This window comes from Massilia sp. 9096, assembly GCF_000745265.1.
Classification (GTDB): domain Bacteria; phylum Pseudomonadota; class Gammaproteobacteria; order Burkholderiales; family Burkholderiaceae_D; genus Telluria.
The window spans coordinates 3229826-3243060 of the sequence record NZ_JQNN01000001.1; the positions used below are offsets into that span (position 1 = coordinate 3229826).

Here is a 13235-nt window from a genome sequence, read left to right on the forward strand (position 1 = left end):
CCCTTCGGGGTTGCGGCACTCGCCTCCGCTCGTGTCAGCTACCGCACAAGGGTATAGTTGGCACTCAACGCTACCGCTAACACCGCTAGGAGACCATCATGGATTTTGACATTCTGCGTAGAGCTACGCGTCCACTTACTCTTGCGCAGATTGAAGCTGTCGTGCGTGAGCGCACTGCGGGTTCGCGGGGTGAGTGCCTCACTCTCGAAGACGCCGGTCTCGCAGATGAAGTACGGCGGTTTTTAGATACGAAGCTCCCGCCTGGTGACTATACGGAGGAGGTCAACTAACTCTTGAGGTTACTGTGCATGCGCGCACTCGCAATGACGGTTTTTCGTATTTTAGTAATTTTCTTTCTAATAGGGCTTTTAACGAGGGCGCCTTGGCCTTTCGTCAGGGAAAACCGCTTGTTATTCCTCTCAATTTTGCTCTTTATAGCGGCTCCTATCGCGGCGGTTACGAAAGTGCTGCTAGCGAAGCGCCGCTCGAAAAAGAATTTTTTCCGTACTGAACAAAATTCCTTCGACGTCGCTATACATTATGTAGGTGCTTCTGATATCGACGTGAGAAGTGTGGTCCTACATACTCCCGAACCAGTCGAGCCCGGAAGCTACTACATGCTCTTGTCAATCTGCTTAGTCCCTACTGAAGGCCATAATTAAAACAGCTTTATTCGCATTTTTCGCGGGCCAATTTGGCCCGCTTTTTTTCAGTCGTTGAAGCTGCTTCCGTATGGATTTCCGTGGATGTCGATTGTGTCCGTCATCATAGGCAAGCCGTTAGTGTTGAATGCTGGGCCGTGCCCAGGCTCATCGCCACTCGACATGTCAGCTGCGTCGTCGATTACCGTCACGACTGCTTGGGATGTTTCTATCCACTCTGCCGCGTCGTCGTCATTGACATACATGCCCGACCCTTGCGGTCGAGATAGCACCCAAGCCAAGTACGCATGCGCTATCAGTACTGGTGCGTTGTACACGATGAGGTGGTCGAGAAATCGTAGGAGGTGCGGGTGCTCAGCCCAGGCGTAAACGTCAACGGCAACTGTCACAACAAGTGACAGCGATGCCAGCCCCGCAAACGCCTCTCTGAACCCGAGATAAGGTGCAGGCATGGTCGCATTTATTGTTATTATTCGATAGGTAATACTACACCGGATTGAGATATTTGTCCGAGCAGGAGCAATTCCGAAGTTAATGCAAGATGAGCCATGCTAGCATGTAGGCCAAGACCGATTTAGAGCATCTAATAAAAACCTTATGGCTGCGTTGCATTCGTCTCGCCGTACTAGCGTACTGTCTTCGACGATGCGTCTTGCCGGGGCGGCTCGTTAGACGCTCTTAGGCAGTAGATAGGCCTTGCCTGTTGTGGCATTCACGAAAACTTGGGGCTCGTTAGGCTGCCGCACGGGAAACTCCCCCGTCGACCCAAGCCGGTAGATGAAGATGGGCGCTGGCTCGCAGGATAGCGGTCGGAAGCCGTTATTTACCATTAGGCTAACCGGAAAACGCTGCTCGTTCTCTTCGTACATGTACATCGTGCCAATGTGCATTTCGCTCATGACTGCCACCTCTGCTCGTTTTTGAATCGACGCATTAGCTCCGTCTCCTCAAGGGGGAGACGGCTCATTATGCCGAAATAATTGGTCAGTGCGCGGCCGAGCATATCCTCTGCCTCGCGCTTGGGGTCGAACAAAATCTCGTCGTCCCCCTCTTCGTCCAGGTGCTTCGTGCGATTCCGTGCGTAGTTCATCACGTGAGTAATGCCCTTTTCGGTGGCGGGAGGGCCACCGATGTAGGCTGAGATTCGTAGCGCGCCGGCCCTCATGCCTTCAAAAGCGGAGTCGGTACCGCCTCTCGTCACGTAACCGCCTAGAATCTCATCGGCGCCGCCGGCCAAGTGCAGCGCTGCAAAGTAAGCACCGTCGAAATACATCTGCAGGCCGCACTCCAGCAACTCCTGGCCAACTTGCATCTTTGGGGTAACGCGTTCGAGCATCGACACCGCTCAGCCTTTCTGCGGCACGTGCAGGCTTATCTTCTTCGTCGCAGCGGTGTACACCAGGAACTTCATGGGGCCGAACGGGTTCAGCATGTCTGCGTCGGAACCCGGAGAGCCGCGATGCGGTTTGAGCCAGGCGGACGCCGTTACGTCCTTGCTGCCGTCTAGCTTCGTTGCAACCGCCATGCAGTCGCGCAGTGCTGTCTCGACTTTTGCGTTTGAGGGCTTTTTGCCAGTGAACGTCACGAGAATGCTGTAGATGTTTCCTCCGCCAGAAGCCGCATCTAGGTACTGTCGCTCAGCCACGGCTCCGGTCGACATGGCGCACTTGAGTGGGATTTTGGGTGGCTTTGCATAGACGGAGCCAGATACAACCGCAGCGAGCGCAGCAAAGGCGAATGCTTTTTTCATGGATTCCCCAGGTAGTTGGCATATGCCTCGATGCATTCTAACCCGCTGGCTCTGCTTGTCAAAAAGAAAAGCCTTCGGCTAAAGGGCTGAACGTTGCTGCTCAGGCGTCTAACGAAACCCCACGGCAAGGCGCATCCGTCGAAGACAGTACGGCGAGAAGGATGCAACGCAGCCATAGGGGGGTTTTAGAAGCTCTTAGTCTGCAAGGCTCTGCTTAGCCATTTTAAACAGCTTATAGACCAAGAAAAGTATGGGCCTCGGCTTTTAAAGAAGGTATGTTGATATTCAAATCTTGTTGATAAATCTTTAATAGACACTTCCGCTCAATATCTTTTAGTTCATTATGGACGTGCTCTATATTTCTACACACATCATATGCTGCCAAGTATCCATTTTTCTTTGCACTTAGCTTACTGCCAAGTGTTGCAAGCGTAATTCCTCTGCTCAGCAATTCTTTTACAGAACCGTAGTTAAGCATTTCCTCCCGTAGGCGCTGAATCTGCTTTTCAGAAAGACGTAGTTCATACGCTTTCTGCACGGGCGCCAACTCAAGTCCGAGGAACTCGGCAGGTTGCAAAGGTTCGTAAATCACAGACTTAGTTTTTTCGTCATTTAAGGCCGGAATCGCCAAACCGATTTTCTCGAATTCGGCCTTACAAAAGTCGGCGACGCTTAAACAGTCAACTCTGGAATCACAAAAAAATATTAGGTCATCAGCGTATCGAACTGCCCTAAATCCCTTTTTCTCTACTGCCTTGTCAAACGACTGTAAAAGCAGATTAGAAAAGAAAGGGGAAAGAGGCATGCCCTGCCGGACACCAATTCCTCTCCGTATCCCCAATTGCGCGATACGGCGCACGTTTGCCCTATTACTGCTTTCGACTTCACACTCCAGTGCGGACAGCAACAAGGGATGAAGACTACGCTCTTTGATACGTTTTTTTATCGCGGAACTAAGAATTTCTCGGTCTACTGAATCAAAAAACGAAGTAATGTCAGTTTTGAATACCCAAGCTTGCTTTCTTCTGTAGGCGCAAGCTAACTCGGCCGCTTGTTTGACAGAGCGCCCCTTTACAAAACCGAAGCTTATGGAGTTTGCTAACTGAAGATGATACTTATTAGCTAAAAAGCCAAGTAGCGTGCGCTGGACAAGACGGTCTATAACCGTAGGCACACAGATAAGCCTATATTTGCCAGACGGCTTAAGGATAAGCACAGGCTTTAATTGACTAAAGCTGAATCGCTTTTCAGAAACTGCTCGGTGCAACTTGCCAATATTGTCTTTGTAATTAATGGCAAAGTCATTGATGCTGACACCATCAACCCCTATAGTGTTTCTCGATACGGGTTTGGTATTGTGGAATAGGTCTTGCCAGGACTGGACGAACGACTTGTAGGTGAGGACTGCGGAATACGAATTACGACTCATTTAGGAAACCCGCTGGCATTGATTCTCCCGGACCAGCGGTCTAAGGCCCCGTCGACGACACCGGCTTTGCAGAGCGCCTCTTGCGAGTCCACCCTGCCGCTGATACCGCCGCTGACGCTCACGCGATTGCTCGCCGTTGCGCCATCATGCCGCTTGGTCACGTGCAGCGCAACCTGCAGAGATGCCTGAGGGTGCACCGAACAAACTTCCGCGGAGGTCGAATCTCCACCAATTATCATATTATCACACTCCATGTTAAAGCGCAAGCAAAATGCTAACGCCAGGGCAATCGGAGCGGCAATAACGCGCCGCGCCGAAGGCATAACTGAATGCTTGGACGGCTTGCGGACATTCGACTTTTGCGACGCACCCGCGCCCCTGCTTTCAGCCCGCTCTGCACGTTTGTTACTCGCCTTCCCAATAACTCCGGGAGTAGAAGACGGTCGCCGCGAGGCCCCGTCGACGACACCGGCTTTGCAGAGCGCCTCTTGCGAGTCCACCCTGCCGCTGATACCGCCGCTGACGCTCACGCGATTGCTCGCCGTTGCGCCATCAGGCCGCTTGGTCACGTGCAGCGCAACCTGCAGAGATGCCTGAGGGTGCTACCACAAGTCAATTCTACCTCAGCTACGGGAGCTCTACCATTATTTCAGCGCGACGGGCTTTTTAGTTGGTCTGAAAGGTTTCAGGGCGCCGGGTTGTTCCAGCAACCTGGACTTGCGGAATCAAAGAACACTACTTCTGTGACGTCGATGTCATGAAGGGTTTGTTCGGCGTGGCGCATGTAAACTTCGTTATTGCCATAGACAGAAACCGCTACCTTTTTGCAAGACGATTTCCTGAGTGAATTAACAATGTGCTGCTCCTGCTCAGCGATTCCCCATCCATAAATGACCAAGGAGCTTCCGATTTTAGGCAGCACTTCTCGGTTAACACGCTGTAGGTAAGATGAGCTCTTTATCGACTTGACCTTGTGGTCGGACGTCCCCTCGCAAACAAACAGGGGAACAGCCTGCCCTGACTCCCAGACTTCCAAGACACGAGTAAGTAGGTCCTGGCCGCGCGCCTTGAGCTTGCCCTCTTCGTCGTCCAAAGTACGTGCAAGTGCAAGATTGCCATGTGGATAGAAGAATAAGGTGGCACCCGCTGCTCCGTAAGCATCGGCCATGCGCTCCCAGTTGTCAGCGAAAGCCCCGCTGGCAAAACAGTCTTTGAACCAGTTGCCGAGTGCGTCCCGACTGTACATCGCAGCCCAATAGACGATGAGGTCGTAGTTTAGTGAAACCACCGTCTTGAAGCCTTGCATGAAGGTATAAATCGGCTTCAGGTGCACCACCGCATCGTCGTGGCTAATGTGCACTTCCCGGACCGTTTCAATGAGCGCAGTTCGGACCTGCTCGTACGCCTCCTCAACCTGGCCCGCGGCAATCCCGAGAGTTTCATTTACCACCTTCGCTTGCCACAAACGCCGTAACACAAGCTCGAAGTCATTAACGCCAAACGCGTCGAAGACACCGGCAACCTCGGGAGTGATGAAGTTGTGGTCTTGTGCTGCTTCAAACAGACCCGCGTATCCGAAACCCCGGTGAATCGCCATGCTGGCACCGTTGCCCAAGAGCAATCCCTCGCTGAAGTGCGCCTTGATTTCTTCCCACTGATGTATTTTTGTCATGTTATGGTGTCTTATTTTTACACAGCCGGTGAGCCGGTTACGACGTCGTCATCCCTTGACGTCCAGCAGCTTAGCTCGTTACCCATCATATCTGAACGCTAGGTAGGATGAAGCAATAGCTATTTCGAAGTTGTTGTGCTCTGACCCAAGGTAGTGCCCTGCAGTTCTTTTAACGATTAACTCTGCTGTCAGTCTTCAATTTTCGAGACGAATGCGCTAGTTCGGGTGGCGGTTTCGCTCTCGAACTTCCCTAACAGCCGGCTCGGTTAATGCTCAGCTGATTCTTCAATGCCCCTCGAGTTCAAGAATATTGCCGCTGCCACAGGATTACACAAGGGTAAAACCATGATAAAATTACAATTTCTTAGAGCGAACTGCTTTAAGGCTTGGCGTTATATTTTAATAAATAAAAATAAGATTCTTTAAATTATTTAATGATTGGGAGAAGAGATGACATTACCAGGCGCACATCCATTTACATACATTATTGGGAACAACGGCTCAGGCAAAAGCCGCGCACTCGAAAGTGATGCGCAGTTAAAGTCGAAGAGTTCCCCAGTAGTAGTGATTTCATCCTCAGTTAGCGATAAGTTCACCTATGGTGGGACTGTAAAAACTCGCGCTAACGGCAGTTACACGTACGCAGGGAATAGAACGGTTGGCAACGGCCTGCACACCAATACGCTCGCCGCTAACGTTGTCCTCAATTATGCACGTTTGATAAATCAGAGAGGCGAGGCGGAATTTTTAAAATTTTTGCCCAAGATGGGCCTTGAGCCATCTGTTGGCATTGAATACGTGAAAAAGAAGCGAAGCAAAGGCAGCGTGCCGTTCCTAAAATCGGAGCTCACCTCTTCTTTTATTCAAGAGTTTCAATCTGTTTTTAGCGACAAGACTAAGCCATTTGTGCCAATTTTCAAAAAGGGAGACAAAGAATATGATTTTCCTTCTCTGAGTTCTGGGGAGCAGTCTATGCTTGCCACTGCATTGCGGGTACTTACAAACCTGGCACCTAGAACTATTTTTTATATTGATGAACCCGAAATCAGCCTACATGTCGAATGGCAAGTAAAATGGCCAGGGATGATACAAGAGCTCGTAAGTAAGACCCAGGATGTTCAGGTATATGTGGCGACTCACTCGCCGGTGATTATCTCTAGCGCAATGAACTTAGGCATGCATTGCTACTCATTAAAAGATGACGTATATTCTGAAATTCTTGAACACGATTTGAATGTGGAGCGCCTTATTTTCAATGACTTTCATACGCTCACACCAGACAACAAGCACATATACAACGAATTCTCTCGAATAATCAGCACGATAATGGATGGCATCAATTCCGGTCGCGCCGGAGTAAAATTGAATGCAAGGGCGGAAGTAAAAATCTTAAAGCAGAAAGTCGAAAAAGCGGCGGCAATTGCACCTGCGCGTGCTCAGCTTTCACAGACCATGAGTGACTTCGAGCGCGCAGTTACGGAAATACTCAGCAGTGTTAGAGGTGGAACAAATGCGTAAAAAACGAACATTAGCTGATGAGTTTTGGAAGCGCATCTATCCTACGAAAAAGAATTCTCGAAAAATTGCAGAAGAATTAAGGAGACGTTTTCACTGGCGGACGCAGCACTTCCCAGTTCCCACAACCCTCTGGACGGAATTTTTCGCGGAGACAGCCGGTAGTTATATACACCGCAGTTTATCCTCGTATCTTTTGGAAAAACAGTCAAACTACTGCTGTTATTGTCAGGAGAGAATCTATACAAAAGTGAACGCCGCTATCGACCATGTTTTACCTCGTTCGTTTTATCCCCAATTTACTTTTACGTTTCACAATTTAGCGTTAGCGTGCGTCACGTGTAATGGACTTAAAAGTGACGAAAATTGGTATCAACTGCCATTTGCCGAGCTTAAATATTCGAAGCATCGGAAGTCACTGCAAGTCTTCCATCCCAAATTTCATGAATTCAACGAGCATATCGACATGTTTTGCATGCAAACAAATTACATATATGTAAGAACATACTTTGGAAGAACTAACCAAGGCAAGAAGCTATGTTTACAACATCTTAACAAAATTGCCGTCTATACGGCAAAAAGTAAGGCTAATACACAAGCCGTTAAAGCTATTGAAGACCTCAGAAAATTTATCGCAACCGCCGATACTTCAACTAATGCGTCTGAAAGAATATTTAAGTTGCTCGTCAATCGTCTCGCATAATACCTTAAGGCTGACGGTGTTTTTGCTGCGGCCTTTTTTACATTTAAGGTAGAAGTAAGAGGAAAGAAATCGAGAAAAAGAAGGTGGGTCAGGCCAATGGCTCGTCACCGGGAAGCTTTACCGTTGGAAATCTGAATTTCGACGATTCCTCTTTAAAGTTACGCTACACTAACCCACTTCGAAGCAAATCGAAATGACGTAAATAGCCAAATTAACAAAGAGCATCGACCTCATCCGCGTTTTTGCAATTTGATTTTTCAATTAATGCCACTCATCCATTAATTTCAGGAGACGTTATATCTTGAATAATCGCGTCCGAAATTTTTTCAGATATCTCTTCGTTATACTTCGCGCTCCACCCCCATTTTCTTGTTGCGATATTTAGTCCATCAAAACACTCCATCATAAACGCAATAGCTTTTTTAGGGTCCGCTTTTACAAAGAATCTGTCACCTTTTTTCTTTAAAGGTTTTGAATTAGGTGCACAGGTGCAAGTAGTCATCCACATCAGCGTTGACCAGCGTTCTTCGCCAGCACAGAGATACCATTCTCTTATCTCTTTTCGTGCTGCCGTGGCCCAACGCCTAATCGCTGGGATTTGGTACACTTCCCTATGGTCGTACTCATACCCGTAAGTCGCAATGTAAAGCTTTCCTTGAACGGCCAGTGCGAGTTTTTCGTTTCGCGTAATCCTTGCGATAAAATTTTTCAGATTTGATACATTTAAAGACTCAATATCTTTTCGAGGAATACTGTATTGAATCAATGAATCCTCCCCGATTTTGCTAAGCATCTCTTGGTCCCGCTCAAACTCCGATAAGTGATTCTCAGCATTTCCAAAAAGATTTTTTATTTCATCTATACTGCTTTTACATAGTTTTTTATCTTTCGGAATCGGATATCTCCAACCGGCGCCACCAAAGTCAACATTCTCTTTTTTTAAAACCTCCCAATAGCAGTCTTTTCCTTCCGGGTCACAAATTATTAATAAGAGTGGAGTGGGAAGATTTAAAAAGTAATTTAGATGTTCTTTACTATCTTTATACCAATGCATTTGGCCGCCAGGCGTTAGGTAGCTTTTCCCCGTCTTAACCTGAACAGCTATGAATTGCCCTGTCACACTTCCGTCTGGCGAAACGTAGTCTACGTACCCATCCACTCCAAAATCATGTTCTTGATGAGTTCTTCTAAAAACCCACCCGAAATCATCATTAAAAATTGTCGAAACAACATTAATTCCAATCTCTGCAGTTTTACCCGTATTTTGTCGTTTCGGAAAATTTCCAGTCATTTTTATCTTCAAAACCAAATATTCGGCTATCTCGACATGGTATAACGAAAAAGTAACCATTGACTATTAGTACTTTTTAAACACCAGAATTCTTGTTATAAATAAAAGCTAACAGTCAGAGCATACAAAGTAACACTAGAATAATGCGATTCGTAGAAAATTATGTTCGGGCCGTATACCGACGTCAAGCGGTAAATCATTTACTTCTGACGATTCAAGAGAGGGTGTTAGATACACCTTGAGGTGACACTATGCCAATAGACATGCATCGCGTTCTAAATATCGAGCGAGGTTGCTGCCGAAAGGACATCAGATAGACGGTAAGAGTTGTTTCGAAGTTGTTGCACTCTAACCCAGACCACAGTGTACCCACGCGAAGTCGTACGCGAAGCGATCGCCTGCAACGCCGCCAGCGTCCTGCTCGCCCACAATCACCCGTCCGGCATGGCGCAGCCGAGCGACGCCGACCTGAACATCACGCAGCGGCTGCGCGAGGCGCTGGCCCTGGTCGACATCCGCGTGCTCGATCATTTCGTGGTGGCCGGGCCGCTGGTGTATTCGTTTGCGGAGCACGGGCAGCTGTAGCGCCGCGTCGGTCGCGCTGCGCGGCGCTGCTCACGACGGCCCGGGCGCCTGCGCCAAGGCCGGCTGCGCCCGCACCGGCGCCGGTCCCGGCGCGGGCAGCATCATGCGCTCGACCGTGAAGCCGAGCATCCCCCTGCCCCCGAACCGCAGCGGCAGCTCGATACGCGCACGCGACAGCGGCCGCGCTGCCGGGTAGGCGGCGCGGAAGTCGGCGCCGAGGCCTTGCGGGTAGCCGTCCTGGGTCACCAGCAGCACCTCGCCGCGCAGCGGGCGGCGCTCGCGCAGCAGGTCGTCCAGCAGGACAGTTTGCGCGACGGTCTGCAAGGACGGCGCCTCGGCCCGGGCGAACAGCAGGTTGCCGGCCAACATGACGTCATTGGCGACCACGGCCTGCGCGCCCGGATACCGCTGCGCCAGCGCCTGCGCCAGCGGCGCGTACGGATAATGCGCCGCCACCGTCTTGCCGATGGCCGGGCCGAGCCAGATGCGCGCCGGCAGCAAGGCAAGGGTCGCGACCCCAGCCACGGCGCCGATGCGCAACAGCCGGCCTCCGGGCGCCTGCCGGCGCAGCGCGGGCAGCCAGACCAGCAGCGCCAGCGGCAGCGAAAACAGCACCGGCATCAGCCAGCGCTCCTTGATCGTCCCGACCACCCCGAGCAGCACCAGCAACCCCAGCTGCGCCAGGCAGAGCACATACAGCCAGAGAAAAAAGCGGCCGGCGGCGCCATCTCGCGCCCGCGCCATGCGCGCATCGCGCGCTCGCGTACGCACGCGGGAGGCCAGATCGGCGCGCACGGACCAGGCGGCGAACGCGAACGCGGCGGCGGGTACGGCGACGAAGGCCGCCAGCGCCGACAACAGGCCGAGCGCGCCGTGCAGCACGCGGCGCAGGTAAGGCGCGTGCTCGCCGCCGTCCTGCATCTTGTGCAGCGTGCCGCCGAAGGCCGCGTCGAGGTGCTGCGCCATCCAGGCGGCATGCGGCAGGAAAACCACCATGGCCACCAGCGCCGCGATCCAGGCGCGCCGGTGCCACAGCACCACGCGGTGCTCGTGCACCAGCAGACTGGCGCCGACCATGCCGCCCAGCAGGATGGCGAAGTTGTACTTGGCCAGCAGCCCGAGGCCCGCCACCAGGCCGAAGGCCGCGTAGCGCGCGGCGACCGGCCTGGCCAGCAGCGCGCCGTATGCCCACAGCAGGCCGCAGGCGAGCGCCATCATCAGCACGGAGTGGGTCTGGATGCGCAGCGCTTCCCAGCCGATCTGCGGCAACAGCAGCAGCGACGCGGCCGCCGCCAGCGCCCCGGCCCGGCCGACCCACGGCAGCGCGGCGCGATACATCGCCATGTAGATCGCACCCAGCGACAGGCCCTTGACGAGCGCCAGCGCGAAACGATCCGGTCCGAAGGCCTGGAAGGCCAGCCACTGCAGCCAGGTGTAGAGCGGCGGCTGGGCGCCGTAGCCGGGCCGCAGGTCGCGCGCCAGGTAGACCATCTCGGCTTCGTCGCGTTCGAGCCCGCCGTGCTCGCCCAGACGCAGCACGAGGTAAGCCACGACATAGGCGAGCACGGCCAGCAGCGGGCCCGGGACCTCGCTGCGCCGGCGCAGGACGGGCGCGCCATGGGCATCGAAGGCGTCGACCGGGCCCGGTGATGCGGCCAAATGCTCGTCGGACATGTCTCTCCTCGTCAAAGCAAACCGGTGGCGTGCGATCGCGCGCCTGCCTCTACTGAAACGCGAGCAGGCTTGCGTGGTCTTGAAGTCCGACAAACGCACGGTAATGCGGTTCGCATACGCGCGCCGGCGTGGTGTGCTTCCTACACTGCGATCGACAGGCGCAGCCCATGGCGACAACGATGACCTTGCGGGAGAAGGCAGATGTATCTCGACCGCCACGCTTGAATGTCCCCGAGCGTTCCGTGAGCGCCGTTTCAGGCACCGATAAGACTGTGTAAACAGAGGCTTAGCACACGAATATTGCGAAATTCGATAATTGTTAAATCTTTGCGATTTATGGAGAAACAATTTTTTTCCGCAAGTTGTTGATTACGCGACGGTTTTCAAGCTATACTCTCGTTTTTCCAAATCTGGAAGTTTATTCAAGGAGTGCGCTATGGCACGTGTTTGCCAAGTTACTGGCAAGGGTGTGATGGTTGGCAACAACGTCTCCCACGCTAACAACAAAACCAAGCGTCGTTTTCTGCCGAACCTGCAGAACCGTCGTATTTTCGTAGAATCGGAAAACCGCTGGGTCTCCCTGCGCGTCTCCAACGCTGGCCTGCGCGTCATCGACAAGCTCGGTATCGACGCTGTCCTGACCGACATGCGCGCCCGCGGCGAGAAAATCTAATTAGGGAGTAGTCACCATGGCAAAAACTGGCCGCGACAAGATCAAGCTGGAGTCGACCGCAGGTACTGGTCACTTCTACACCACGACCAAGAACAAGCGCACCATGCCGGCGAAGATGGAAATCACCAAATTCGACCCGAAGGCACGCAAGCACGTCGTGTACAAAGAAACCAAGATCAAGTAATCCGATCTGGTTCTTCTCAAAAAAGCCGCTCACACCGTGTGCGGCTTTTTTGTTTTTGATGCGCCTCATTCCGCATCGCGCTTCCACCGCCGAGCCCACCTGCCGCCGCTATAGTCGGTCCACCGATGACCGTCTTCGGAGGCACGCCATGCCGCGCCCGCTCCTTCCCTTCGTCCTTGCCCTCGTCCTCCTGCTGCCGGGCTGCGGCACACCCTACCGGCCGGCCGTCGTCGTGCGCGACAGCACGCCTTTCCCCGGCATCGCCGGCGTGATCGCCGCCAACCAGCCGCAAGCGGTCGACGTCATCCTGGTGCACGGCATCTGCACCCACGATGCCGCGTGGGCCGACGCCGCCATCGAGCGGCTCGCCGGCATCGTCGAGACCCATGCGCCGCCCTCCCCTGCGGCGGCCGCGCCCGGCGACGTCTGCAAGCCGACCCGCGCCAGGCTCAACGGCATCGCCAAGGACCGGCTGCTCGACGACTGCCTGTCCGACGCCCTGATCTACGAAGGCGCCAGCCACGAGGCGATGCGCGACGCCATGGTCGAAGCGGTATCGCAGGTGCTCGCAGAGCACCCGGACGACGGCGCCACGCTGGTCGTGGTGGCCGAGAGCCTGGGCAGCAAGATGCTGTTCGACGCCCTGGACAGCATGCTCGAATCGAACCAGCCGCGCACCCGGGCGCTGGGACGGCAAGCGGCGCGCCGCCTGGGCCTGGTCTTCATGGCCGGCAACCAGCTGCCGATCCTCGGGCTGGCCGAGCAAACGCTGGCGGCGCGCGCGATGCCGGCCCAGGACACGCTGCAGCGCTTCCTCGAGCTGCGGCGGCGCCAGAGCGCCCCGCGCGCCGGCGGCATCGCGCGCCTGGGCCTGGTCGCCTTCACCGATCCGAACGACGTGCTGTCGTATCGCCTGCTGCCGGCGCGCTATGCCGCGCCCGATGTCGCCGTGGCCGATGTGCTGGTCTCGAACGGCCGGACCTGGCTTGGCCTGTTCGAGAACCCCTTCGCCGCGCACCTGGACTACCTCGCCAATCCGGACCTGGGCGCGCTGGTCGCCTGCGGCTATCCGATCGCGCCCGGCTGCCGCTGAAATC

General features: G+C 53.7%; 11 protein-coding genes and 1 pseudogene. 6 read left to right on the forward strand and 6 right to left on the reverse strand.

Features of this window, described 5'->3' with window-relative positions:
- Positions 1-1557: 1557 nt before the first annotated feature.
- The 4 genes from FA90_RS13880 to FA90_RS13890 form a co-directional block, all read right to left on the reverse strand.
- Complete coding sequence (locus FA90_RS13880) at positions 1558-1998, reverse strand: hypothetical protein (RefSeq protein WP_036169631.1); 441 nt, start codon at positions 1996-1998, stop codon at positions 1558-1560.
- Positions 1999-2007: 9 nt separating this feature from the next.
- Positions 2008-2412, reverse strand: coding sequence for a hypothetical protein (locus FA90_RS13885; protein WP_036169633.1), 405 nt, complete (start codon positions 2410-2412; stop codon positions 2008-2010).
- Positions 2413-2644: 232 nt separating this feature from the next.
- Positions 2645-3841, reverse strand: coding sequence for a reverse transcriptase domain-containing protein (locus FA90_RS25725; protein ID WP_081933850.1), 1197 nt, complete (start codon positions 3839-3841; stop codon positions 2645-2647).
- Positions 3842-4526: 685 nt separating this feature from the next.
- Entirely contained in the window at positions 4527-5513 is a 987-nt protein-coding gene (locus tag FA90_RS13890; RefSeq protein ID WP_036169635.1) for a DUF4917 family protein, read from the reverse strand.
- A 450-nt stretch (positions 5514-5963) separates the two neighbouring features.
- Between FA90_RS13890 and FA90_RS25730 the strand changes: the two genes are divergently transcribed.
- Positions 5964-7031: an AAA family ATPase gene (locus FA90_RS25730; protein WP_081933851.1), complete on the forward strand. Its 1068-nt coding sequence runs from the start codon at positions 5964-5966 to the stop codon at positions 7029-7031.
- Positions 7024-7731, forward strand: a complete 708-nt coding sequence (locus FA90_RS26490) for an HNH endonuclease (protein WP_156116705.1) — start codon at positions 7024-7026, stop codon at positions 7729-7731. Before FA90_RS25730 ends, FA90_RS26490 begins: the two co-directional genes overlap by 8 nt.
- A 271-nt stretch (positions 7732-8002) precedes the next feature.
- On the opposite strand, the gene FA90_RS25735 is transcribed toward FA90_RS26490, so the two are convergent.
- Positions 8003-9022 (reverse strand): DUF4365 domain-containing protein, encoded by a 1020-nt coding sequence (locus FA90_RS25735; RefSeq protein WP_081934097.1) that lies wholly within the window; start codon positions 9020-9022, stop codon positions 8003-8005.
- A gap of 324 nt (positions 9023-9346) precedes the next feature.
- Between FA90_RS25735 and FA90_RS13900 the strand changes: the two are divergent.
- Positions 9347-9607 (forward strand): annotated as a pseudogene (locus FA90_RS13900) (JAB domain-containing protein); the annotation flags it as partial.
- Positions 9608-9637: 30 nt separating this feature from the next.
- Here the strand turns inward: FA90_RS13900 and FA90_RS13905 are convergent.
- Positions 9638-11281: a glycosyltransferase family 39 protein gene (locus FA90_RS13905; RefSeq protein ID WP_036169638.1), complete on the reverse strand. Its 1644-nt coding sequence runs from the start codon at positions 11279-11281 to the stop codon at positions 9638-9640.
- 436 nt (positions 11282-11717) lie between these two features.
- On the opposite strand from FA90_RS13905, the gene rpmB reads away from it, so the two are divergent.
- The 3 genes from rpmB (at position 11718) to FA90_RS13920 (ending at position 13231) form a co-directional block, all read left to right on the forward strand.
- A complete protein-coding gene (gene rpmB / locus FA90_RS13910) occupies positions 11718-11954 on the forward strand; it encodes a 50S ribosomal protein L28 (RefSeq protein ID WP_036169640.1) in 237 nt (78 codons plus the stop codon).
- Positions 11955-11970: 16 nt separating this feature from the next.
- Positions 11971-12138 carry a 50S ribosomal protein L33 gene (gene rpmG, locus FA90_RS13915; RefSeq protein WP_029755886.1) on the forward strand — a complete coding sequence of 56 codons (168 nt, stop codon included), beginning with the start codon at positions 11971-11973 and terminating at the stop codon, positions 12136-12138.
- A 148-nt stretch (positions 12139-12286) separates the two neighbouring features.
- On the forward strand, positions 12287-13231 hold the full coding sequence (locus tag FA90_RS13920) for a hypothetical protein (RefSeq protein WP_036169647.1): 945 nt from the start codon (positions 12287-12289) through the stop codon (positions 13229-13231).
- The last annotated feature ends 4 nt before the right edge of the window (positions 13232-13235 follow it).

What these genes read in the sequence shown, in the direction of transcription:
- FA90_RS13905 (WP_036169638.1), bottom strand. Translation starts at nt 11,281, where the DNA reads ATGTCCGACGAGCATTTGGCCGCATCACCGGGCCCGGTCGACGCCTTC.
- rpmG (WP_029755886.1), top strand. Translation starts at nt 11,971, where the DNA reads ATGGCAAAAACTGGCCGCGACAAGATCAAGCTGGAGTCGACCGCAGGT.
- FA90_RS25735 (WP_081934097.1), bottom strand. Translation starts at nt 9,022, where the DNA reads ATGACTGGAAATTTTCCGAAACGACAAAATACGGGTAAAACTGCAGAG.
- FA90_RS13880 (WP_036169631.1), bottom strand. Translation starts at nt 1,998, where the DNA reads ATGCTCGAACGCGTTACCCCAAAGATGCAAGTTGGCCAGGAGTTGCTG.
- FA90_RS13885 (WP_036169633.1), bottom strand. Translation starts at nt 2,412, where the DNA reads ATGAAAAAAGCATTCGCCTTTGCTGCGCTCGCTGCGGTTGTATCTGGC.
- FA90_RS25730 (WP_081933851.1), top strand. Translation starts at nt 5,964, where the DNA reads ATGACATTACCAGGCGCACATCCATTTACATACATTATTGGGAACAAC.
- FA90_RS25725 (WP_081933850.1), bottom strand. Translation starts at nt 3,841, where the DNA reads ATGAGTCGTAATTCGTATTCCGCAGTCCTCACCTACAAGTCGTTCGTC.
- FA90_RS26490 (WP_156116705.1), top strand. Translation starts at nt 7,024, where the DNA reads ATGCGTAAAAAACGAACATTAGCTGATGAGTTTTGGAAGCGCATCTAT.
- rpmB (WP_036169640.1), top strand. Translation starts at nt 11,718, where the DNA reads ATGGCACGTGTTTGCCAAGTTACTGGCAAGGGTGTGATGGTTGGCAAC.
- FA90_RS13920 (WP_036169647.1), top strand. Translation starts at nt 12,287, where the DNA reads ATGCCGCGCCCGCTCCTTCCCTTCGTCCTTGCCCTCGTCCTCCTGCTG.
- FA90_RS13890 (WP_036169635.1), bottom strand. Translation starts at nt 5,513, where the DNA reads ATGACAAAAATACATCAGTGGGAAGAAATCAAGGCGCACTTCAGCGAG.